Source organism: Planomonospora corallina (assembly GCF_042650625.1).
In the GTDB taxonomy this organism is placed as follows: Bacteria; Actinomycetota; Actinomycetes; order Streptosporangiales; family Streptosporangiaceae; genus Planomonospora_B; species Planomonospora_B corallina.
In genome coordinates this window covers 453,556-475,577 of the sequence record NZ_JBHSBM010000011.1, presented here as the reverse complement: position 1 = coordinate 475,577, position 22,022 = coordinate 453,556, and the positions used below count along the sequence as shown (strand labels likewise).

General features: G+C 72.3%; 18 protein-coding genes and 1 pseudogene. 5 read left to right on the top strand and 14 right to left on the bottom strand.

Going from position 1 to position 22,022, the window contains the following annotated elements:
• Positions 1-26: 26 nt before the first annotated feature.
• Positions 27-287 (bottom strand): WhiB family transcriptional regulator, encoded by a 261-nt coding sequence (locus ACFOWE_RS07025; RefSeq protein WP_344855449.1) that lies wholly within the window; start codon positions 285-287, stop codon positions 27-29.
• A gap of 440 nt (positions 288-727) precedes the next feature.
• Positions 728-1,402 (bottom strand): annotated as a pseudogene (locus tag ACFOWE_RS33875) (hypothetical protein); the annotation flags it as partial.
• Positions 1,403-2,923: 1,521 nt separating this feature from the next.
• On the opposite strand from ACFOWE_RS33875, the gene cofD reads away from it, so the two are divergent.
• From cofD to ACFOWE_RS07005, 3 genes are all read left to right on the top strand, one after another.
• On the top strand, positions 2,924-3,892 hold the full coding sequence (gene cofD / locus ACFOWE_RS07015) for a 2-phospho-L-lactate transferase (RefSeq protein ID WP_377286200.1): 969 nt from the start codon (positions 2,924-2,926) through the stop codon (positions 3,890-3,892).
• On the top strand, positions 3,889-5,211 hold the full coding sequence (locus ACFOWE_RS07010; RefSeq protein WP_377286198.1) for a coenzyme F420-0:L-glutamate ligase: 1,323 nt from the start codon (positions 3,889-3,891) through the stop codon (positions 5,209-5,211). Before cofD ends, ACFOWE_RS07010 begins: the two co-directional genes overlap by 4 nt.
• 104 nt (positions 5,212-5,315) lie before the next feature.
• Positions 5,316-6,134, top strand: coding sequence for a sugar nucleotide-binding protein (locus tag ACFOWE_RS07005; protein ID WP_377286197.1), 819 nt, complete (start codon positions 5,316-5,318; stop codon positions 6,132-6,134).
• Between the two features lie 199 nt (positions 6,135-6,333).
• On the opposite strand, the gene ACFOWE_RS07000 is transcribed toward ACFOWE_RS07005, so the two are convergent.
• Positions 6,334-6,939 carry a hypothetical protein gene (locus tag ACFOWE_RS07000; protein WP_377286195.1) on the bottom strand — a complete coding sequence of 202 codons (606 nt, stop codon included), beginning with the start codon at positions 6,937-6,939 and terminating at the stop codon, positions 6,334-6,336.
• A gap of 642 nt (positions 6,940-7,581) precedes the next feature.
• Positions 7,582-7,893 carry a hypothetical protein gene (locus ACFOWE_RS06995; RefSeq protein ID WP_377286193.1) on the bottom strand — a complete coding sequence of 104 codons (312 nt, stop codon included), beginning with the start codon at positions 7,891-7,893 and terminating at the stop codon, positions 7,582-7,584.
• A 145-nt stretch (positions 7,894-8,038) separates the two neighbouring features.
• Between ACFOWE_RS06995 and ACFOWE_RS06990 the strand changes: the two genes are divergently transcribed.
• A complete protein-coding gene (locus ACFOWE_RS06990) occupies positions 8,039-9,061 on the top strand; it encodes a S66 family peptidase (RefSeq protein ID WP_377286192.1) in 1,023 nt (340 codons plus the stop codon).
• A 57-nt stretch (positions 9,062-9,118) separates the two neighbouring features.
• Here the strand turns inward: ACFOWE_RS06990 and ACFOWE_RS06985 are convergent, their stop codons facing one another.
• The 3 genes from ACFOWE_RS06985 to ACFOWE_RS06975 all read right to left on the bottom strand — a co-directional run bounded on the left by ACFOWE_RS06985 (position 9,119) and on the right by ACFOWE_RS06975 (position 11,125).
• Positions 9,119-9,439, bottom strand: a complete 321-nt coding sequence (locus ACFOWE_RS06985) for a hypothetical protein (protein ID WP_377286191.1) — start codon at positions 9,437-9,439, stop codon at positions 9,119-9,121.
• A 36-nt stretch (positions 9,440-9,475) separates the two neighbouring features.
• Positions 9,476-9,742: a hypothetical protein gene (locus ACFOWE_RS06980; protein ID WP_377286190.1), complete on the bottom strand. Its 267-nt coding sequence runs from the start codon at positions 9,740-9,742 to the stop codon at positions 9,476-9,478.
• 120 nt (positions 9,743-9,862) lie between these two features.
• Positions 9,863-11,125, bottom strand: coding sequence for an RNA-guided endonuclease InsQ/TnpB family protein (locus tag ACFOWE_RS06975; protein WP_377286189.1), 1,263 nt, complete (start codon positions 11,123-11,125; stop codon positions 9,863-9,865).
• 23 nt (positions 11,126-11,148) lie between these two features.
• Here ACFOWE_RS06975 and tnpA point away from each other — a divergent pair, with 23 nt between their 5' ends.
• The gene (gene tnpA, locus ACFOWE_RS06970) at positions 11,149-11,574 is read left to right on the top strand and encodes an IS200/IS605 family transposase (RefSeq protein WP_377286188.1); all 426 of its coding nucleotides are present in this window, start codon (positions 11,149-11,151) and stop codon (positions 11,572-11,574) included.
• A 151-nt stretch (positions 11,575-11,725) separates the two neighbouring features.
• Here tnpA and ACFOWE_RS06965 read toward each other — a convergent pair whose 3' ends face one another.
• The 7 genes from ACFOWE_RS06965 to ACFOWE_RS06935 all read right to left on the bottom strand — a co-directional run bounded on the left by ACFOWE_RS06965 (position 11,726) and on the right by ACFOWE_RS06935 (position 21,919).
• Complete coding sequence (locus ACFOWE_RS06965) at positions 11,726-12,688, bottom strand: ATP-binding protein (RefSeq protein ID WP_377286186.1); 963 nt, start codon at positions 12,686-12,688, stop codon at positions 11,726-11,728.
• Between the two features lie 237 nt (positions 12,689-12,925).
• Complete coding sequence (locus tag ACFOWE_RS06960; protein WP_377286185.1) at positions 12,926-14,566, bottom strand: substrate-binding and VWA domain-containing protein; 1,641 nt, start codon at positions 14,564-14,566, stop codon at positions 12,926-12,928.
• Positions 14,567-14,758: 192 nt separating this feature from the next.
• Positions 14,759-17,323: a bifunctional FO biosynthesis protein CofGH gene (locus ACFOWE_RS06955; protein ID WP_449301203.1), complete on the bottom strand. Its 2,565-nt coding sequence runs from the start codon at positions 17,321-17,323 to the stop codon at positions 14,759-14,761.
• A gap of 336 nt (positions 17,324-17,659) precedes the next feature.
• Positions 17,660-18,556: a DNA-3-methyladenine glycosylase family protein gene (locus ACFOWE_RS06950; RefSeq protein WP_377286183.1), complete on the bottom strand. Its 897-nt coding sequence runs from the start codon at positions 18,554-18,556 to the stop codon at positions 17,660-17,662.
• A gap of 9 nt (positions 18,557-18,565) precedes the next feature.
• Positions 18,566-19,660, bottom strand: coding sequence for a sugar phosphate nucleotidyltransferase (locus ACFOWE_RS06945; protein WP_377286181.1), 1,095 nt, complete (start codon positions 19,658-19,660; stop codon positions 18,566-18,568).
• 307 nt (positions 19,661-19,967) lie between these two features.
• Positions 19,968-21,068, bottom strand: a complete 1,101-nt coding sequence (locus tag ACFOWE_RS06940; RefSeq protein WP_377286179.1) for a lysylphosphatidylglycerol synthase domain-containing protein — start codon at positions 21,066-21,068, stop codon at positions 19,968-19,970.
• Positions 21,065-21,919: a class I SAM-dependent methyltransferase gene (locus ACFOWE_RS06935; RefSeq protein WP_377286177.1), complete on the bottom strand. Its 855-nt coding sequence runs from the start codon at positions 21,917-21,919 to the stop codon at positions 21,065-21,067. The genes ACFOWE_RS06940 and ACFOWE_RS06935 overlap by 4 nt, the downstream gene beginning before the upstream one ends.
• Positions 21,920-22,022 lie beyond the last annotated feature (103 nt).

Sequence of the window (22,022 nt, the reverse complement as noted above, 5' to 3'; positions counted from 1 at the left end):
CTCCGGAGCGTCCCGGAACCGCCCTCTCAGACGGCCTGACGCTTCATCCGGCGACGTTCTCGCTCGGAAAGCCCGCCCCAGATGCCGAACCGTTCATCATGCTCGAGCGCGTACTCCAGGCACTCGGCACGCACCTCACAGGAACGGCACACCTTCTTGGCCTCCCGGGTGGATCCCCCCTTCTCCGGGAAGAACGCCTCCGGGTCGGTCTGCGCGCAGAGCGCGCGCTCCTGCCAACCAAGCTGCTCTTCAGTGCCGCCGTCCTGTGCGATGACCAGGTCGGCCACTGCACACCTCCTTGCCGCCCGCAATGGAGCCCCCTTATGAACGCCTCCCCCTTACCCACCCGGAGGGAGACGTAACAACACGCCTGTAATTACACGCGCGTGGCTGGTGTGGCGTCAAGCGGCATGACGGTATCCGGGGAAAGACCCGCTCTCCCCGGCTCTGGGGCGTGTGCCTGCGACGATGGCAATTGCTCCCGGCGATCGTGAAGATCGCCTTGAGCATTCAGTGCTCTCGACGGTCGGAACCGTACCAGGGCATGTTCGGCTCCTGACCAGGTCCGGTCCTCTCCCTGTCGAGGTTTTCCCCTCCTGTTGCCTGGCCCGGCCGGTCGGGCGAGTAGATGGCGGTGGGGTCGATGGGCGCCGAGTCCCAGCCTCCGCCGGCCTGGCCCTGGGGCTGCTGCCCCTGGGGCTGGTCCTGGACGTGGGCGCCGAGCGCGTCACCCCGGTAGAGGTTGGCGTCGAAGCGCATCGTCGCCTCCGCGGGCGCGTGCGCGTCCCACTGCTGGGCGGGCTGCTGCGCCGCGGAGGGCTGCGGCTGCGCCGGCGGCAGCGTCTGCGGGTGCCCGAACGGGTCGTCGTAGCCGCCCGCCGGCGGGGTGTACTCCGGCACGCGCAGCTGCGGCTCGGTCCCCGCCTGCTGCTGGTAGCTCTCCGCCTGCTGGTAGGCCTGGGCGATCTGCTGGGAGCGGGGGTCGGCCGGGTCCGGGTACGGCAGGCCCGCCTCGGCCTGCCGGGCGAACTCCGAGCCCGAGTAGCCGGTGAGCGGCTGGCCGTAGTTCTCCGGCGGCTGCGGGAAGGACGGGCCCTGCCCGCCCTCGGGCAGGCGCGGCAGGCTGTCGGACGGCGTGTACGGCGCGGGCTGCGGCGAGTAGAAGGAGGCCTGCTGCTCGGGCTGCCCCTGCGGGTAACCCGCCGGCTGCGGGTCCGCCGGCTGCGGCGGGTAGGCCACCGGGTTCACCGGAGCCGAATCCTGCGACGCGTACACCGACGGCGAGGAATCCTGCGGCGCGTAATTCACCGGAGCCGAATCCTGCGACGCGTACACCGACGGCGAAGAGTCCTGCGGCGCGTAGTTCGACGGCGAAGAGTCCTGCGGCGCGTAGTTCGACGGCGAAGAGTCCTGCGGCGCGTAGTTCGACGGCGAAGAGTCCTGCGGCGCGTAGTTCGACGGCGAGGAGTCGCCGTACCCCTGCGGGGCGGCCTGCTGCGGCTGGGCCCGGAAGCCCTGCGTCTGGTCGGCGTAGCCCGGGGCCTGCCCGTTCTGGGACGGGTCGGCGGGCGAGCCGTAGGACTGGGCGGCCGGCTCGTAGGAGGCGGCCGGAGGCTCGTACGACGGGGCCGGGACCTGGGGCTTGACGTCCGCCGCGACGTACGGGCTCGGGGTGTAGGGCTGCGGCTCGGCCGACGGGGTCGGCGGGATCGACGGGTTCGGCGAGTTCGGCGAGTTCACAGCCTGCTCGTAGCCGGGGGCCGGCGTGCCGTACTGCTCGCCGTACGGCAGGCCGCCCTCGGCGGGCGCGCCGTAGGAGGGCGCCTGGCCGGTGTGGCCGTACTGGTCGGCGGAGGCGGGCGGGAGCGCCGGGGGGCTGTACGGCACGGCGGGAGCGCCCTCAGGAAGGGAGTGGCCCTGGGGAGCAGGGGCGCCCTGGGGGGCGGACGCCTCGGAGAAGCCCTGCGCGGGCTGCTCCTGCTGGAACGGGCCCTGCTGCGGAGCCTGGTCCTGCCCCTGGAAGTGGGGCTGCGGCGCGGGCTCCTGGAAGTGGGCGGGGGCGCCGTAGCCCGCGGGGGCGCCGTAGCCCGCGGGGGCCCCGTAACCGGCGGGGGCACCGTACTCACCGTACTCCTGGGGCCGTCCGCCGAGGCCGCCGTCGGGGTAGAAGCCCTGCGGCACCTGCGGCTCCGGGGCGCGGCGGAATCCGGCCGCCCCGGCCCGGGCCGGGACCGCCCTGGGCAGGAGGTAGAGGAGGGCGAGCACGGCCAGCGCGAGGGCCGGGACGCTCAGGAGGAGGAACTCGACCTTCTCCATGAGGTCCGTCGCGCCGGTGAACAGTCCGCCCAGCAGCGCGATGACGCCGAACAGCACCGCCAGGCCCAGCGTTCCCACCGCCGCGTAGGCCAGCGGCTTCAGCCGCGCGAGGGCCGGGCGGAGCTCGCCCGCCAGCAGGACCGCGCCGACGAGCAGGGCCACGGAGAGCGGAGAGACGATCTGCTGCAGGTAAACGTTGGCGCGGATCGCGAAGGACGCGCCGCCGAGCGACGAGCCGCCGAACAGCAGTCTCTCGATGCCGACGAGCACGCTCCCGGACGCCGCGGCGACCATGAGCCACGCGGCGGGCTCCCGGAGCCGGCCCGCATCGACGTTGATCACAACTACCCCCATCAGGGTCCTTGGGTAAACCCGGGCCAAGTTTTACACAAGACCGACTTCGGCGGCGGCGGACCCAGGAAGCCCATGAATCCTACAAGTCTCTCATTGCCCCATATTCACCATGAGTTTGGGCATGTGGTGAGCCGTCCCGCAGCCGGGGAGGCTCCGGTAACGATCAGGAGAAACCGGCGCGTCCCGGGCTCCGCCCCGGCCGTCCGCGGCCCCGTGGGACCGGACCGGCGCGCCCCGATGGGAGACTGGGGGCATGCGCATCGTCTCCCTCGCCGGCGGCATCGGCGGCGCCCGCTTCCTGCGCGGCCTGCGCGCCGCGGCCCCCGACGCCGAGATCACCGTCATCGGCAACACCGGTGACGACATCACCCTGTACGGCCTGCGGGTCTGCCCCGACCTCGACACGGTGATGTACACCCTGGGCGGCGGCATCGACGAGGAGCAGGGCTGGGGGCGGCGGGACGAGACCCGCGTCGTCAAGGAGGAGCTCGCCGCCTACGGCGTCGAGCCGCAGTGGTTCGGCCTGGGCGACCGCGACTTCGCCACGCACATCGTGCGCACCCAGATGCTCGACGCCGGATACCCCCTCTCGCAGGTCACCGAGGCGCTGTGCGCCCGCTGGAACCCCGGCGTGCGGCTGATCCCGATGAGCGACGACCGGACCGAGACCCACATCGTGATCGACGACGAGCGGGGCCGCCGGGCCGTGCACTTCCAGGAGTGGTGGGTGCGCCTGCGCGCCTCCGTCCCGGCCGAGCGGATCATCCTGGTCGGCGCCGACGAGGCGGAGCCCGCGCCCGGCGTGCTCCAGGCCATCGCCGAGGCCGACGCGGTGATCCTGCCGCCGTCCAACCCGGTGGTCAGCATCGGCACGATCCTGCAGATCAAGGGGATCCGCGAGGCACTGGAGAGCAAGATCGTCGTCGGGGTCTCCCCCATCGTCGGCGGCGCCCCGGTCCGCGGCATGGCCGACGCCTGCCTGACCGCGATCGGCGTGGAGACGACCGCCCAGGCCGTTCTGGAGCTGTACGGCGCGGCGCTGCTGGACGGCTGGCTGGTCGCCGAGGAGGACGCCGGAGTGAGCCTGGACGGCGTGCGCGTCGCGGCCCGTCCGCTGATCATGCACGACGCCGAGGCGGCGGCCGCCATCGCGCGGGCCGCCCTCGACCTCGCGGGCGAGCTCGCCGCCGCGCGCCCCGCCGCCGGGGAGGGGGACCGATGAGCAGGATCCGGCGCTCCCGGCAGGACGACCGCGCCGAGGTCCGGATCGAGGTCTTCGCGGTCGAGGGCATCCCCGAGGTCCGCCAGGGCGACGACGTCGGCGCGCTGATCGCCGCCGCCCGGCCCGACCTGTGCGACGGCGACATCCTCGTCATCACCTCGAAGATCCTCAGCAAGGCCGAGGGCCGGGTCCGCGAGGGCGTCACCCGCGCCGAGGCCATCCGGGACGAGACCGCCCGGGTCGTCGCCCGCCGCGGCGAGACCGTGATCGCGGAGACCGCGCACGGCTTCGTCATGGCCGCCGCAGGCGTGGACGCCTCCAACACCGAGCCCGGCACCGTCGTGCTGCTGCCCGTCGATCCCGACGCCTCCGCCCGGAGGGTGCGCGCGAGCGTCCGGGAGCGGCTCGGCGTCGCGGTCGGCGTGGTCGTCTCCGACACCTTCGGCCGCCCCTGGCGCAACGGTCAGACGGACATGGCCGTCGGCGTGGCCGGGGTGCCGCCCATGCTCGACTACCGGGGCCTGTCCGACGACCACGGCAACCCGCTGGAGGTCACCCTCACCGCCATCGCCGACGAGTTCGCCGCCGCCGGCGACCTGGTCAAGGGCAAGCTCGCGCAGACCCCGGTGGCCGTCATCCGCGGCATGGCCGAGTACACCGCCGAGGGCGACGGCCCCGGCATCCGCGAGGTGGTCCGCCAGTCCGAGGAGGACATGTTCCGCTACGGCTCGCGCGACGTGCTCTTCGCCCGCCGTACGATCCGGGAGTTCTCCCCCGAGCCGGTGGACGGCGCCAAGGTACGGCGGGCGGTCGCGGCGGCGATCGCCGCGCCCGCGCCGCACCACACGACGCCGTGGCGGTTCGTGCTGCTGGAGTCGGCGGAGGTCCGGGAGAAGCTGCTCGACGCCATGCGCGAGGCCTGGATCGCCGACCTGCGCGGCGACGGCTTCTCGGAGGAGTCGATCGCCAAGCGGGTCCGCCGCGGCGACGTGCTGCGCAACGCCCCCTACCTGGCCGTGCCGTGCCTGGTCATGGACGGCTCGCACACCTACCGCGACGACCGGCGCAACGCGGCCGAGCGGGAGATGTTCGTGGTCGCCACGGGCGCGGGCGTGCAGAACTTCCTGGTCCAGCTCGCGGTGGAGGGCCTGGGCTCGGCCTGGGTGTCGTCGACGATGTTCTGCCGCGAGGTGGTCCGCGAGGTGCTCGGCCTGCCCGCCGGCTGGGACCCCATGGGCGCCGTCGCCATCGGCCGCCCCGCCGCCCCGCCCCGCGACCGCGCCCCCCGCTCCGCCGCCGACTTCGTCGTCACCCTGTAGGCGGTGCCCGCCCCGACCTCGAACTCGTCGGCCTCGACCGCCTCTGCCTCGGTTCCTCCTGACCCACCTGCTTCAGGACGGCCGACCGGCTACGGTGACCGGCCATGAGATTCCTCATCGTCGGTGGCAGCGGTCTCCTCGGCGGCGAGCTCGTCCGGCGGTGCGCGGCGGACGGGCACGAGGTGGCCGCGACCTACCTGAGCCGGCCGGGGGAGACCGCGGGCGTCGAGTGGTCGCCGCTCGACGTGCGCCGGCGCGAGGACGCCGCCGCGCTGGCCGGCGCGTTCCGGCCGGAGGTGGTCGTCAACGCCGCCTACCGGCAGACGGACTGGGCGGCCACGGCGGCCGGGGCCGCGAACGTGGCCCTCGCGGCCTCGGCAGTGGGCGGGCGCCTGGTCCACGTGTCCAGCGACGCGGTCTTCTCCGGCGCCGCGGTCCACTACGACGAGACCTGCCTCCCCGACCCGATCAGCCCGTACGGCGCGGCCAAGGCCGCCGCGGAGACGGCGGTGGCCGCGGTCGCGCCGGGCGCGGTGATCGCCCGGACATCCCTGATCATCGGCGACGGCGGCTCCCCGCACGAGGCGCTGGTGCACGCACTGGCCACCGGCGGGAAGAGAGGAGTGCTCTTCACCGACGAGGTGCGCTGCCCCGTGCACGTCGCCGACCTCGCCGCGGCGCTCCTCGAACTGGCCGCGTCCGGGCACCACGGCGTCCACCATGTCGCCGGAGCCGACGCGGTGAGCCGGTACGAGCTGGGGCTGCTCATCGCCCGGCGCGACGGACTCGACGCGGACCGGTTGCGCCCGGGCCTGCGGGCGGGCAGCGGCGTGCCCGGCCCGCTGGACGTGCGCCTGGAGTGCGGCACGACCCGGCGGCGGCTCCGGACCAGGCTGCGCGGCGCGCGGGAGTTCCTGCGCTGAGGCCTCCCGGCGCTCCCGGCCTTTTCACTCGCGCCGTCCGCGGGCGCGTTCATCCAGAGCTCGGAGAGCGGAGCCGCGGTGGTCGGTCCCGTAGGACAGCGCATGCTCACCGAGGCGCATGACCGCACCCGCGGCGAAAAGAGCCGCAGAAACCCCGGCCCCTCCTGATTCAGGCTGAATCAGGAGGGGCCAGCACCGCTCATTTCCCGGACCACTGCCAACTACTCCTGACCTCATCGAGGGTCTTGTAGTCGTCACCGTCGTCGGCGACATCGGCAGTGATCGATACTGAGCTGGAGTGGACACCCGCAGGATGCGCCATCCATGGACCGGTGCAGTACTTGGTCCTAGGGCTGCTACCGATACCGGCGAACCGCGCGTTGAGAGTAGTGGTACAGGTGCCGTACTTCCAAGCACCAGTAGCACTGTCACGCCAGCCGATGTTGAGGTGGAGCTTTTTCAGGCTCATACCGGCAGATTTGCGCAGGAGCCCTGCCGGGCAGGTGGCGCTGACGGATCGGGGAAGGCCCACGCTCAACGTGCAGTTGGAGGGCCAGTCGAGTTGGAATTCGCCGCGAGCGCGAATGGCGTTACCGTTCGGCACCCACTCAAGGCAGGTACGGAGACGGGCCCGGGCCCAACCATTCGTGGTCTGCCACACCTTTTCGTTCGTGTAGTCCGTACATACCTTGGACGTAACATCGGCGACAGCTTGCCCCGGGGCGGCCGATACGACACCTGCCGTCAGAAGAGCGCCGAGAAGACCGACGGCTGAAGCGGACGACAGCCAACGATTGCGATCCATGATGACCCCTGAGGTCTCCCACGTGCTACGGACATGACTTACACCCCGGAATTTCCACCACACGTGAATCCGGAAGCCCGTTCGCGAACCCCCATTCTGTCGGCAGAAAATATCTGAATGCTTTCAGTCACTTTTCATGACCACCCATAAAGAATGGTCATACCGTGGCCGCAGACACATTAGAGCACGGATTTTCCATGATCACAATATGGGGCAAAGAATGACAGAAGGCGGACCGTCTCATGACAGCCCTTCGCGCAGGCATTTCACAAATGACAGTAAGTTCGATCGCGCCGGCCTTCATTAACCGCACATCGAGGTCAAAAATGCGGGCCTTTATTGGCTTTTATTCCGATTCATGGCGAATAGGATTGATTATGGCGCGGTGTTCCTCAATCCGCATCGTCCTCCCCCGGCCGGCCGTCCCGAGCCAGAGGCATCGCGCAGAGGAGGGAACCGCCATGCCGAACCGCCGGGACCCCGGAACGGAGGCGGACGCCCGGCGGCCCGCGCTCACGCACCGGAAGGGCCGCACACCCGGCCGCAACGAACCCACCCAGACCCTGAACCGATCGGCCACCTCGGGGCAGGCCGCTCCCACCCCGGCACCGACGGCCATCAGCACCCCGGCACCGACGGCCGTCAGCCGCGCAGGGGCCTGTGCGTCCGGGAGGCGCCGACCACCCGGTCCGCGACCGCCACCCGGGCGCCGAACCGGCCGGTCAGCTCCTCCCGGACGAGGCGCCGGGTCTCGGCGAGCGTACGGCCCCGCATGTCGAACCCGGGCAGGTCCGGGGAGGTCGCCCGCCAGTCGCGGCGCGCCTGCCGGTAGTCGACGCGGACGCTCCGCCGGTCCCGTACGGCCTGCGCGGCCGCGGCCCGCCGGGCCGCCTCCTCCGCCCCGACCGGCGAGCCGCCGCCGGCCGCGTCCCACGCCTCACGCTCTCGCATCACACCGCCATCATGCCCGGTATGCACACGTTTGTCTCCTATCTCCGGAGACCTGGCCGGAGCGGTTCCATTTCCGGCCCGCGCACGGTGCTCGACCGGCCCGCCCATGGCCGCCCGCCGCCGATCTGCGAAGATCATACTCATGATCATGCGGTACCCGGCTCCGTTGCGTCCCGGCGACCGCGTCGGCGTCACCTCCCCCTCCAGCGGGGTCGGCGAAGGGATGCGCGACCGCCTCCGCGTCGCGATCCGCACGGTGGAGGCGCACGGATACGAGGTGGTCGTCGGCGACTGCATGGACGGCGGCGGGCACGTCAGCGCCCCGGCGACCGAGCGGGCCCGCGAGCTGACGGAGATGCTCACCGATCCCCGCATCCGGGCCGTCGTGCCGCCCTGGGGAGGGGAGACCGCGATCGACCTGCTGCCGCTGCTCGACTGGGACGCGCTGCGCGAGGCCGATCCGACGTGGATGGTGGGCTTCTCCGACATGTCGACGGTCATCACGCCGCTGACGCTGCTGACCGGAGTGGCCACCGTGCACGGCGGCAACCTGATGGACACGCCGTACCGCGCGCCGGAAGGGCTGCTCACCTGGCTGGACATCACCGCGATGGAGCCGGGCACGGCGTTCACCCAGACGTCTCCGGGCCGCCACCGGGCGCGGGGCTGGGACGACTACGCGGCCTTTCCGGAGGTGGACGAGTTCACGCTCGACACCCCGGGACGGTGGAAACGGCTGGACGGCGACGGGGACGTGGCCGTCGAGGGCAGGCTGATCGGAGGCTGCGTCGAGACCCTGTGCCACCTAGCCGGGACGCCCTACGCCGACACGGCGTCCTTCGCCCGGACGGCGGCTCCGGAAGGGCTGATCGTCTATCTGGAGGTGGCTGGGTACGACGCGGCCTTCGTCTGCCGCGCCCTCCACGGCATGCGGCTGGCCGGGTTCTTCGCGGGGGCGAACGCGGTGCTCGTCGGCCGCACCCGGGCGCCGGACCTCGGCTCGCTGACCCAGCACGAAGCAGTGCTGGACGCCCTGGGCGGCCTCGGTGCGCCGATCGTCGCCGACGTCGAGTGCGGCCACGTGCCGCCGTACATGCCCCTCGTCAACGGCGCCCGCGGCCGGCTGCTGTGCACCGGAGACCGCAACGAGCTGACGCAGACCCTGGACTGATCTCTCTCCCCGGCCACGGGCGGAGACGACCGCGTTTCCGCGCTTCAACCGGCCTCGTCATCGGTCGGCGGACGGGCCCTCCCATGCCCGGGACCCGTCCCGGACGACCTGGTCGACGATCACCACCTGAGGGTCGAGCCATCCTTCAAGGGTCTGCCGTACCAGTCGCCCGGCATCGGTGAGCGTGTGGCTCCGCACGTCGAGCTCCGGCAGATCCGGCGAGATCGCACGCCATCCCTGACGCAGACGCCGGTACTCGACATGGACACTCCGCCGACCTCGCACGATCTCCACCGGCACGGCGTGCCTGAAGATCTTCTCCGTGTCCTCCCAGGAGAGACCGTCCTCATCACCCCACAGCTCATGCTCCCCAGCCACAGGAGCACCTTGACACGAGGACGGGCCCGGCGGCGGTCAGTTCTCGGAGAGGTCCTCATGGAGGCGGCCGTCGCCGTCGACGACGATCCCGGCCTGCGGGCCGCCTTCACTCGCACCGCCCATGGGCGCGTTCGCCCAGAGCACGGAGATCGGGGCGGCGATGATGCGGTCCCCATAGGACAGCACGTGCTCGCCGAGGTGCATGACCACACCCGCGACGAACCGGTCGCCGAGTTTCTCCCTAAACCAGGCGAGATGGCGGCCGTCCGCCGATGAGGGAGAAGCCGAGGCCTTGACCTCCACGGCGAGGATCCGACCGTCCGGCGTCTCGCAGATGAAGTCGATCTCACGACCGTCCCGGTCACGGTAGTGTTGAACTCCTCCCCGGCCCTGACGGCCGGAGATTCTCCCGTCACGTCGCGGTCAAGCGGCGTGCGGGGGTTGACGCTTCGCAGACCGGGTAACCCCTGAGTCTCCACGTCCTGCCACCACAGTTCCTGCGGCGGTTTCGATATTGATCGCGGCGTTGGTGTCGGCGTGACCGGTCCACCCGCATGCGTGGTTGGTGCAGGAGAACCTGATCCCGTCGCGGGCGGCCGGGTCGCGGTGACGGCATCGGTGGCAGGTCTGCGACGTGCCCGCCACCGGGACTTTCACCACCCGGCCGCCGCGATCAGCGGTCTTGTACTCCAGCATGGTGACGGTTCGGCCCCAGGCTTCGCCGCTGATCGCCTGGTTCAGCCCGGCTTTCTGCGCGACGTTGCGGCCGGGCTGCTCGGCGGTGCCGCGTGCTGAGCGGATCATGTTGGTGATCTGCAGGTCTTCCACGCCGATCTCGCTGAACGCTTCGGCGAGTTCGGTGCTGGTCTGGTGCTGCCAGCAGGCGGTCCGGCGCTTGGCTGTCGCGCGGAGCCTGCCGATCTGGCGGTAGGTGCGGGCTTGCCGGTTGGAGATCGGCCGGCCCTTGCGATGGGTGGCCCGCTGCCGGGCGGCCTTCTTCTCCAACCGGCGCAGCCGTTCCTTCTCCCCCTCGCTCAGCCACGGCCCGTGTTCGCGGGTGGTGCCGTCCGACAGGGCCAGGGCGACGTTGATGCCCCGATCGATACCGATCCTGCCACCCGGATGCGGTGGCGGGATCACGGCTGGGGTTTCGGTACGGAAGACGATCTGCCAGCCGTAGGCGTCCTTGACCAGCCGGGCCCCGGTGATCCGCCCGGCCGGCCCGCCTCGGGTGACGCCGGGCAGGTCTTTGGTCCACCGGAACCGGACCCGGCCGACTTTGGGCAGGTTGACCGCTGCCCACCGCCGGTTGATCCTCCCGATGTGCAGGTCACGGGCTTGGGGGACATCCACCGCCATCCGGGAGCGCCGGGACTTGAACGTCGGGCGCATCGCCGGATGGTCGGGGTTGAAGAAGTTCGCCCATGCTTGCCGGTAGGTCTTCAGCACCGCCTGGGCGGCCTGGGCGGGAAGCTTGGCCATCCAGTCGATCTGGTGGCGGGCGGCCCGGATCGCCTCGTCGCACGCTTTCAGCGGGGCCAGGCGGCCCTGGTGGAAGGTGGTGTACTCGTGCAGCAGGTTCCATAGCGCGCGAGCGGTGTGCGCCTGGCCGTCCAGCAGCGCGCTTTGCGCGGCGGTCAGGTCGAGACGCGCCACGTGTGCCCGGGCCCGCTTCTCCTGTTTCACCCGCTGATCGTATCGTTTGGTTTATGTCACCGCGGTGGGAACCGAATCCCGAGGTCCGCGCCGGTCGCCATGTCGTCTACGACCTTCATGCTCATTTGGTGTTTGTCACGAAATGCCGGGGTGGGGTGTTCACCGACGCGCTGACCCGCTGCGAGGAGATCATGCGGGAGGTGTGCACGGACTTCGAGACCGAACTGCGCGAGTTCAACGGCGGACACGACCATGTCCACCTGCTCATCCACTACCCGCCCAAAGTGGCCCTCTCGAAACTGGTCAACAGCCTCAAAGGCGTCTCGGCGCGCCTGCTCCGCAAGGAATACACCTCCCACGTCCACCAGTATCTGTGGGGCGGGCATTTCTGGTCAGGCTCCTACTTCGCCGGGTCGGTGGGTGGAGCGCCGCTGACGGTCCTGCGCCAGTACATCGAGCAGCAGCAGCGACCACTGTGAGCAAGGCGGACGCCGGTTCGCCTGGCGGTGAATCGGTTATTCCTGTCCCGCTACGCGGGACGGTCGGCTTCACCTCCGGCCTGAGGGCCGGAGCACTGCCGACGAACCCGGTAGATCTCGAAAGCGTCCCCCATGAGGCTCCGCAGCTTCATCAGTTCGGTGAAGACGAACGTCTCCACCAGGCCCCCGGCGCGCGGTGGCCCGGCTCACGCAGCGCGCCGGGCGTGACCCGAAGGAGGTGCGCGGCCAGTCCGGTGTCGGTGAGGAAGACCTTCGGCGTCTTGGTCAGACGCGAGGTCATGTTCGTGGACCAGGCCGGGACCAGAGAGACGAGGAAGACGGTCTCGAAGTAGGACGTGTAGGTCCGGACCGTGTCGCCGGTCACGCCCAGCGAGCGTGCGATGTCCGCCTGCAGGAAGGTGCTGCCGGAGCGCGCCGCGATCAGGCCGAGGAGCCTCGGCAGAGCACTCGCGTGATGGACCTCCGCGAACTCGCCGATGTCGCGGGCCACGATGGTCTTCACGTAGCCGGTATACCAGCGGTGGCGCGAGGTCTCCGTCGAGACTCTCAGCGCTTCGGGGAAGCCGCCCCTGCAGAGGACGTCGAGGTAGTCGTCCCGCCGCCACTCCGACCGCTCACCGACCACTTCGGCGGGCGCACGGAACACCCTCCGGATGAAGTCGCAGCCCCCTCCGGTCCGTTCGCTCATGCTGAACGGCCACAGGTCGATGAAGACCGCCCTTCCGGCCAAGGACTCGGAGAGAGTGGGCACGGTCAGGAAACGCGTGGACCCCGAGAGCACGAACTGTCCGGGTGCGCGGTCACGGTCGACCTCCCGCTTGATGGCCAAGATCAGCTCGTCTCCGCCCCGCTGGACCTCGTCAATGATCAGAGGCCGGCTTCCGGCACGGGCGTACGTTGTGGGGTCGGCCTTCGCGGCACGGAGCTGCTCGACCTCGTCGAGCGAACGGTAGGTCCCGCCGAACTCCTGCTGGAACAGTTCGAGGAGCGTCGTCTTCCCGGCCTGCCGGGGACCGTTGACCACCACCACACGGAAGTCCGAAACCGATTCGCGGAGTTGCTCGGACGCCGCCCTGGGAATCAGTTCGTCCACGCCCGCTCCTCGGCATTCGGAATCTGCCGACCCTGTCAGTCGGAATCTGCCGAGCACCTCAGTCGAGATCTGCCGGGTCACTCGTTCGGGATCCGCCGGGCGTTCCATCCGAGAAACACCGAAGGCCGGTCGCCGTACCGGCGGCCGGCCTTGCCGTGGACTCCGTACGGTTCGACCACGTGCCGGGGCTCCCCGAAGGCCGGTCCCCGGGCGCGGGAACCGGCCGGGCCGGGGAGGTCAGGCCTTGCGGCAGGTGGGGTGGCAGAGGCGGCGGGCCAGGGCGGACAGGAAGACGTCGATGATCTCGCCGGGCTCCCGCGCGACGTGCAGCGAGCCGTTGGTGACCGAGGCGACCTGCTCCAGGGTGGCGCGGTCGAGGTCGTCGCCGAAGGCCAGCACGACGATCTGGACGGGGTACTGCGGGTCCCACTCCTCGCGGAGGGCGGTGACCAGCTCGCTCCCGGAGACGCCCTTGGCGTCGTCCTTGCCGGCGGTGATGACCAGGAGGGTGTTGTTCATCCCCTCGTCGTAGGACTCGGTCAGCTCGCGGAATCCGGCCAGGATCGAGTCGTTCAGGGAGCTGTCGCGCCGGGGGTCGGCGCGCATGGTCCGGGTCAGCTCCTCCAGCGCGCCGCGCCGGACGACCTTCCCGTCCTCGGCCTCGGTGATCGGGCCGAGCCCCACCCGCTCGCGGTGGTCGCCGGACGAGCCCTTGGCGTCGGAGAACTCCCACATGCCCATGTGGGTGGAGTTGGGGAACAGCTGCAGGCCCAGCCGGGCCGCGTCGAGGGCGACGTTCAGCTTGGTCCGGCCCTTCTCCCCCTTGATCGGCTCGGCCATGTGCCGGGAGGCGTCGGCCAGGACCAGGATGTTGGTCGGCGGGGCCAGCCTGCTCCACGCCTCCAGCGCCTCGTCGATCGTCGCGGGCAGGATGCTCGCGCGGGCGCTGGGCGCCTCGGTGGGGATCTCGGGTCCGGGCGAGTAGGGGCCCTGGACGCCGTCCGCCGAGCGGAAGCCCGCCCGCCGTACCGCGTCCTGGATCTCCGGGGAGCGGAGCCAGGAGGCGAAGGCCCGCGACCCGCTCGCCTTGGCCGGGTCGGCGGCGGTGACCACGTAGGGGTAGTCGAGGTTGACGGTCCCCTCCCGGGGGTGGAGCGCGACCACCGGGTCGGCCGAGGGCCTCCGGTTGTACTCCCAGACCGACTGCTCGGGGACGATCACCACCGGCCGCTTCCAGAAGGAGCGCTCGCCGAGCGCGTCCAGCATGCTCCGGTAGTCCGGGGCGGCTCCGGCCTGGGCCCAGCGGACGAACGCGGTGAGCTTCTGGTCGGCCTCGGTCCCGTTGCCCACCAGGTCGCGGGCGGCGGCCACGGTGGCGATGCCCGCCCCGGCGAGCGACGGGTCGGGGACCCGGACCACGTCCGGCTCCTTGTCGGTCGGCTGGACGCGGCCCCGGGTGGTCGCGGGGAAGACCATCTCCCAGCTCATCTCGGTCCTGCCGACCGTGAACCGCTCGGACAGGGAGGTGCGGGTGGCGAAGACCAGCGGGGAGGTGGCCATCACGGTCTCGGTGCCCGCCATGTCGGCCGCGCCCTGTTTGCGGGCCAGCCGGATCCAGGCGGAGGAGTCGGCGATCCAGCCGTCCGGGCGGGTCTCGAGCACCCCTGCGGTGTCCCCGATCACGGTCCGCAGCACGGTCGCCGGGGGCTGCTCGCTGACCTCCACGAGCACGCACCGCCCGTCGACCTGCTCCTTGCGGGCGTTGAACCGCCCGGCCGCCTCCATCACGGTGGGCGCGATGTCCACCGCGGCCGCGACCTCCACCAGGACCGGGTCACCGGAACACGTTCCACCGAACCGGTCCGCGATCAGCACCATGCTCCCGGCCGCGGCGACAGCCAGGGCGACCGCGACGAGGGCAACACGTGTCAGAGCCTGGCGTTGGCGCCGTTCAGCACCGACGGCGACGCGGTGTCGGCCGGGAGAGGGCACGCTGATACCTCACGATCTCAGGGGGGTGACAATTCTCGCAACACCCCCCTTACAGAGCGCAAGTCAACAGAGAACTTGTTATAGACGCTCCAACGGCACGAACTTACGCACGCTCTGACAAACACCATCACTGGCGGCCGCCGCGGCCATCCGCTCCGCGTCCGGCACGCCGTAGGAGGTGGTCCGCTGCCGCACGGGCCGCCCGGTCGGGGCGACCATGGCCGCGATCTCGGTGATCGTCTTGAACGAGCCGTTCTCCGACCCGGCCATCCGGCTGATCGTCTCCTCCATCAGCGTGCCGCCCAGGTCGTTGACCCCGCCGGAGAGCACCTGGCGGCACAGGTCGTCGCGGAGCTTCACCCAGGAGCACTGGATGTTGCCGATCGCGCCGTGCAGCATGATCCGGGCCAGCGCGTGCACGGCCCGGTTCTCCCGCGCGGTCGGGCCGGGGCGGGCGATCCCCGCCAGGTAGATGGGCGCGCTGTGGTGGACGAACGGCAGCAGCACGAACTCGGAGAACCCGCCGGTCTCCTCCTGGATGCGTCGGATCAGGCGCAGGTGCGCCACCCAGTGGGCGTGGGTGTCCACGTGGCCGTACATCATCGTGGCGGTCGTCGGGATGCCGAGCCGGTGGGCGGTGGTGACGACCTCGATCCACTCGGCGGCGGGCAGCTTGCCCTTGGTCAGCACCCAGCGCACGTCGTCGTCGAGGATCTCCGCGGCGGTGCCGGGCAGCGAGTCGACGCCCGCCTCCCTCGCCGCGGCCAGCCAGTCCTCGATCGACATGTTCGTCCGGCTGGCGCCGTTGACGACCTCCATCGGGGAGAACGCGTGGACGTGCATCTGCGGCACGCGGGCCTTGACCGCCCGGGCGATGTCGAAATAGGCGGTGCCGGGCAGGTCGGGGTGGATGCCGCCCTGCATGCAGACCTCGGTCGCCCCGGCCAGCCAGCCCTCCTCCGCACGGTCGGCGACCTGGTCCAGGGAGAGCGTGTAGGCGTCGGCGTCGGTGCGGCGCTGCGCGAAGGCGCAGAACCGGCAGCCGGTGTAGCAGACGTTGGTGAAGTTGATGTTCCGGTTGACCACGTAGGTGACGTCGTCCCCGACCGCCTCGCGGCGCAGGCCGTCGGCGATCCGGCACAGCTCGTCCAGGGCGGCGTCGTCGGCCCCGGAGCCGTCCGGGCCGCCGGCCAGGCCGAGCAGGGTCAGCGCCTCGGCCTCGGTCAGGTGCGCCGGGTCGGACTCCGCCCGGCGCAGCGCCTGCCGCACGTCACCGGAGACCGGCGCGGCCGCCGCGGCGGGCAGGCGCTCCCGCAGCGCCTCCCAGTCCCCGTAGACGTGGTCGAAGTCGGCGCGGCGGTCGCCGGTGCGCCCCTCGGTGTCGACGGCGGTGTGCAGGTCGGTCCGGCCGAGCGAGGCGAACCCGCCGTCGGGCTCCTGCCAGGGGCGGCCGGTGATCTCGGCGTCCTCACGCGCCAGCCCGGTCCGCGGGTCGGCGAGCGCGGCGACGTGGGCGGCCAGCCGGGGGTCGAGCCAGGGCTCCCCGGCCAGCACGTACTCCGGGTAGATCGTCAGCCGCTCCCGGAGGGTGAACCCGGAGGCGGCGGTGCGCGCGGCCAGCTCGTCGATCTGCGGCCAGGGGCGCTCGGGGTTGACGTGGTCGGGCGTGAGCGGGGAGACGCCGCCCCAGTCGTCGATCCCGGCCCGGATCATCAGGTCGTACTCGGCGTCCACCAGGTTCGGCGGGGCCTGCAGGCGGATCTTCGGCCCCAGGACCAGCCGGGCCACCGCGATCGTGGCGGCCAGCTCCTGCAGGTCGGCGTCGGGCATGCCGCGCATCGCCGTGTCCGGCTTGGCGCGGAAGTTCTGGACGATGACCTCCTGCAGCCCGCCGTACTCGCGGGCCACCTTCCGCAGCGCGAACAGCGCGTCGGCCCGCTCCTCGACGGTCTCGCCGATGCCGATCAGGATGCCGCTGGTGAAGGGCACGTTGGAGCGCCCGGCGTCCTGGAGCACCCGCAGCCGCACGGCGGGGTCCTTGTCGGGGGAGCCGTGGTGCGGCTGCCCCTTCTCCTCGAACAGCCGGCGCGAGGTGGTCTCCAGCATCATGCCCATCGAGGGGGCGACCGGCTTGAGCCGCTGCAGGTCGCGCCAGGTCATGACGCCGGGGTTGAGGTGCGGGAGCAGCCCGGTCTCCTCCAGCACCCGGATCGCCATGGCCCGCACGTAGGAGAGGGTGTCGTCGTAGCCGTGCGCGTCCAGCCACTCGCGGGCCTGGCGCCAGCGGTCCTCCGGCCGGTCGCCGAGTGTGAACAGTGCCTCCTTGCAGCCCATGGCCGCGCCCTGCCGGGCGATCTCGAGGACCTCGTCGGGGCCGAGGAAGGCGGACTCGAGCTTGTGCGGGGCGGTGGCGAACGTGCAGTACCCGCACCGGTCCCGGCACAGGCGGGTGAGCGGGATGAAGACCTTGCGGCTGTAGGTGACGACCCCGGGCCGTCCGGCGGCCTCCAGACCGGCGTCCCTGACCCGCCCGGCGTGGCCGAGCAGCGTGTCGAGGTCGGCGCCCCGGGCGTGCAGCAGGACGGTGGCTTCGGACGGGTCGAGAGCTTTGCCGTCACGCGCCCGGGCCAGGGCCCGGCGCATCGCGGCGTCGGTGGGATTGGCGCTCATGCAGGCACATTACGGCGCGTCCGGCACCGGAACGGCCCCGGGGCCGCCTCCCGTCCGATCAACGGGCCGCCCACTCTTCAGGAATGCTAAACACATCCATCAAGGACATCTAGATAGACGTAAATGCTTGCGCGTGCATAGATTAGAGGCGTCCCACCGGACCCCATCCCCAGGAGCGGAAAATGATCGCCTTCCTCGTCTTCTTCGTCGCCGTCGCCGTCCTCGCCCCGCTGATCGGCGCCGACACGCGCGACGGCCGCGACTGGATATCCGCCGAGCCCGAGCCCTACGGCCTCGGAGCCGACGGTTTCAGAACGAGCGGTAGTCCCGTGCCGGCCGCCGCGACCCGCGAGCGGGCGGCCGCGCACCACCCAGCCGCAGTAATCGGCTGACCCGGTACCGGTGCCCCCGGTAGGGGGCCAGCAGCCGGAGCATCCCCGCGTCGTCGACCCGCTCGCCCGCCAGGGACCAGCCCACCAGCGACGGCAGGTGGTAGTCGCCGACCGAGACCGCGTCGGGGTCGCCGTGGGAGCGCTGGCGCACCTCGGCCGAGGTCCACACCCCGATCCCGGGCAGCGCCCGCAGCAGCCGGTCGGCCGCGGCGCTGCCCTCCGCCGCCTCCAGCTTCGCCGCGTGCCGGGCCGCGTTCGCGACGGTCCGGGCCCGTACGGCCTCCGCCCCCGCCCGGTGCCAGTCCCACGACGGGATCGACCACCACACCTCGGGCTCGGGGAAGACCCGCATGCCCTCCGGGGCGGGGCCCGGCGCGGGCTCGCCGTACCGGGTCAGCAGCCACCGCCACGCCCGCCGCGCCTCGGCCAGCACGACCTTCTGCTCGAGCACGGCCGGCACCAGGGCCTCCAGCACCCTGAAGGTCCTTCCGACCCGCAGGCCTGGGTGGCGCCTGGCGGCCTCGCGGAGCACGGCGTGCCCGGGCGTGAAGCCCGAGGCGTCGTCCCCCGCGCCGAGCAGCGCCGGCAGCGTCTCCAGCAGCCAGTCCGCGCCCGGTCCCCAGGCCGTGCCCACGGCCGAACCGCCGCCCCCGGCGATCCGGAGCGTGCCGGGACCGTCAGGGGTGCGGCAGGTCCGCCAGACCGCCCCGTCGGGCGTCCGGCGCCAGGCGGGGTCGGCGGCGCCGCGCCGGTGCGGGCGCAGCACGAGCTCCAGGTCGAGCGGACCCTCCCAGCTCCAGCACCGCTCCCGCACCGGCGCCCGCTAGACGTCGCTGGAGAAGCGGACCGCGCACTCGGGCAGCACGACGCCCGGCCAGACACGGCTGCCGGCCAGCAGCTCGTTGCCGGAGCCCACCACCGCCCCGTCTCCGATCACCACGTCGCGCAGGACCGAGCGGGAGGAGACCCGGGCGCCGATGCCGACCACCGAGTCGACCACCTCGGCCCCGGCGTGGACCACGCAGTCGTCGCCGAGCACGCTCCCGCTGACCCGCGCCCCGGCCTCCACGACCGCGCGGGCGCCCACCACCGACCCGTCGGCGACCACGGCCTCGGGAGAGATCATGGCGCCGGGCAGCGCGAGGAAGTCGCCGGGCGGGCCGGGCAGCGCGGGCGAGGCCAGCCGGCCGAGCACCAGGTCGCGGGAGCCCTTGACGAAGGCCGCCGGGGTGCCCACGTCCAGCCAGTAGGACGCCTCCGCGTAGCCGAGCACCGGCGCCCCGGCCTCGATCAGCCCGGGGAAGGTCTCGCGCTCGACCGAGACGATCCGGCCCTCGGGGATGCCGTTGATCACCGAGCGGGTGAAGACGTAGCAGCCGGCGTTGATGCGGTTCGTGACCGGGTCGGGCGTCTTCTCCAGGAAGGCGGTCACCCGACCCTCGCCGTCGGTCGGCACGCAGCCGAAGCGGGAGGGGTCCTCGACCTCGGTCAGGTGCAGCGTGACCGCGGCCCGGCGGGCCGTGTGCAGGGCGACCTGGGCGCCGATGTCGTGACCGGAGAGGATGTCGCCGTTGAGCACCAGCACGGGCGCGTCCGGGTCGCAGGTCAGCGCCGCGGCCGCGTTCCGGATCGCGCCGCCGGTGCCGAGCGGGGTCTCCTCCGTCATGTACTCGATCTCCAGCCCGAAGGCCGAGCCGTCCCCGAACGCCTCCGAGAACATCTCCGCCCGGTAGGACGTCGCGAACACGATGCGCCGGACGCCGAACGAGCGGGCTCTGGCGAGCTGGTGGGCGAGGAAGGGCACGCCCGCCGTCGGCAGCAGCGGCTTGGGGGTGCCGAGCGTCAGCGGACGCAGCCGCGTCCCCTGACCTCCGACCAGGAGAATCGCCTCAAGATCCGACAAAAGGGTCTCCGTCATCTAGAGAGGTTAGCCCACTATTCGACAGCGTGTTGATACGGCGGGAACGCGCCCCGGCCAAGTTGCCCAGGCGGGCTCCCCGGCCCCGGACCGCGCCGGCGGCGGTCCTCCGCCGACGCTCCCGCGGCGGCTCCGGGCGTCCGGATCGACGGCGATGCTATCCGTGCCGGACCCCGTACGGACGGTCGCCTCGCCGTCCCCCTCCGGAATCGACCCGCCAAGAAAGCTCTCCCTCGCCGGACCCCGGAACCCGCAGGTCCCTCCTCCCGCCACCATAGCCGCCGGGCCGCTCGGTCCGTGAGGTGAATCACACCGCCTCTCCGCCGGGGCGGCCGCGCTCCGGACCGGCGCCGCCGTCTCCGGGAGCGGCCCCTCCCTCCCCCGCGGCCTCCCCCGCGGCCTCCCCCGGGCCGGATCCGCCCCGCCCGGGTACGGCCCGGCGCCGCGCCGCCAGCCCGGCGGCCCCCGCGCAGACCAGGTCCCCCAGGACGATCACGATCCGGGAGCAGAGCGCCGCGGTGATGGCCGAGCCCCGGTCCAGCACCGGCGCCAGCACGGCGACCATCGCGACCTCGCGCACCCCGGCCCCGGCCGGGACCACGAACGTCATGATCCCCAGGCACCAGGAGAGCGCGAACGCCCCGATGGAGAAGACCGCCACCGACGGCCCGGAGGGGCCCAGCTCGTACAGGACCGCGGCCAGGTGCAGGCCGTACGCGCTCCAGCCGAGCACCGCCCAGCCCAGGGCGGTGAGCATGCCCCGCCGGGTGAGCGGGCGCTCCAGCGGCAGCCGCCCGAGCCTGCGCAGCCCGAAGCCGATCACCGCGTTGACCACCCGGGGCTCGAACGCCACCGCCAGCACCGGCACCAGCAGGAACACCCACGCGTACGGCGCGGCGGACCCCGGCAGGGCGGCCAGCAGCGTCACCGCCGAGACCAGCAAGCCGCTGCCGAGCTGGACCGGCATGGTCAGGAAGAACGCCGCCGCGCTCCGCGTCCTCGGCACGCCCAGCGCGCGGCCCATCTCCATCTGGGCGAGCACCGGCCAGACGGAGCCGGGGATGTACTTGCCGAGCTGGCCGACGAAGAAGACCTTCGCCGCGGGACGGAGCGGGAGCGGCGAGCCGAGGTCGGCCAGCAGCGCCCGCCACGTCATCATCCCGCCGCCCAGCGCCGCGACCACCGCGACCAGCGAGAGCAGCAGCGCGGGCCACGACAGGAGGGCGAATCCGGCGCGCACCTCGTCCCACTGCGAGGCCACCGCCCACGTGCCGAAGCCCAGCGCCACCACCAGGAAGGCGACCCGGACCAGCTTGCGGAGCGGGGAGGAGCGCGGCGCGCCGGCCCCGCCGGCGGCGGGCTCCTCCGGCGCCGGTCCGGCGGGCACGTCGGCCGAGACCCTGGTCACAGCGGCCGGACCGGCTCGGGCGGCTGCGGCAGGCTCGCCCCCGCCGGGCGGCGGCCGCCCTTGGTCGCCACCCACAGGTAGGTCGGCACCACCGGCAGCAGCGCGCGCAGCACCGCGCGGGGCAGCCGGGCCAGCACGGCCTGGGCCGCCCGGCCGGCCGCGCCGGGGAACAGCTCGGAGCCGGCGAAGGCCGCCGGGGTGGCCAGCACCGGGAAGGTGTAGTCCCAGACCCGCAGGCCGCGGACCATCTTCCGCAGGCCGCGCCGGGTCCGGTAGCGCTCGTAGTAGCTGTCGGCCCGGCCGGACAGGCGCACGTAGCGGTCGGCGAGCGCGGGCGGCAGGTAGGACAGGAACGGCAGCTTGTAGTGCGGCTCCATCACCCCGAGCCGGTTGCCCAGCCCCAGGTAGAGCACGCCGTCGTCGGCCAGGACCCGGCGCATCTCCGCCATGATCGCGTCGGGGTCGACCACGTGCTCGTAGATGTGGTTGAAGACCAGCACGTCGACCGAGCCGTCGGGGAAGGGCAGCGCGGTGCCGTCCGCGCAGACGAACTCGACCCGCTCGCCGAAGCGCGCGGCGGCCTTGCGCAGGCCGGGCACGTCGATGTCCACGCCGAAGGTCCGGGCGGCGCCCGCGTTCGCCAGCTCGTCGGCGATGAACCCGGCCGAGCAGCCGATGTCGGCGACCGTCAGCCCCTCCAGGACGTCCTTGTCGCGCCCCAGGAAGTGGCCGAGCACGGCCACGATCTTCGCGGCCTTCCGGCGGCGCTTCTCCTCGTCCAGCATCGCCGCCTGGAACTCGGAGTACTCCAGCTGCGCCTGCCGTCCGGCATCCGCCCTGCCCGCCATCATCCGCTCCACTTTTCCCGTCCGCCTACGTGCGCGCGGCGCGTCCGCCCCGGGGACCGCCCGGGGCGCGCCCGGGAAACCGCCCGGGATCCGCCCGGGTCCGCGC

Coding starts and splice junctions, on each gene's coding strand:
- cofD (WP_377286200.1), top strand. CDS start 2,924: ATGCGCATCGTCTCCCTCGCCGGCGGCATCGGCGGCGCCCGCTTCCTG.
- ACFOWE_RS07010 (WP_377286198.1), top strand. CDS start 3,889: ATGAGCAGGATCCGGCGCTCCCGGCAGGACGACCGCGCCGAGGTCCGG.
- ACFOWE_RS07005 (WP_377286197.1), top strand. CDS start 5,316: ATGAGATTCCTCATCGTCGGTGGCAGCGGTCTCCTCGGCGGCGAGCTC.
- ACFOWE_RS07000 (WP_377286195.1), bottom strand. CDS start 6,939: ATGGATCGCAATCGTTGGCTGTCGTCCGCTTCAGCCGTCGGTCTTCTC.
- ACFOWE_RS06990 (WP_377286192.1), top strand. CDS start 8,039: ATGCGGTACCCGGCTCCGTTGCGTCCCGGCGACCGCGTCGGCGTCACC.
- tnpA (WP_377286188.1), top strand. CDS start 11,149: ATGTCACCGCGGTGGGAACCGAATCCCGAGGTCCGCGCCGGTCGCCAT.
- ACFOWE_RS06960 (WP_377286185.1), bottom strand. CDS start 14,566: ATGGTGCTGATCGCGGACCGGTTCGGTGGAACGTGTTCCGGTGACCCG.
- ACFOWE_RS06955 (WP_449301203.1), bottom strand. CDS start 17,323: ATGCGCCGGGCCCTGGCCCGGGCGCGTGACGGCAAAGCTCTCGACCCG.
- ACFOWE_RS06945 (WP_377286181.1), bottom strand. CDS start 19,660: ATGACGGAGACCCTTTTGTCGGATCTTGAGGCGATTCTCCTGGTCGGA.
- ACFOWE_RS06935 (WP_377286177.1), bottom strand. CDS start 21,919: ATGATGGCGGGCAGGGCGGATGCCGGACGGCAGGCGCAGCTGGAGTAC.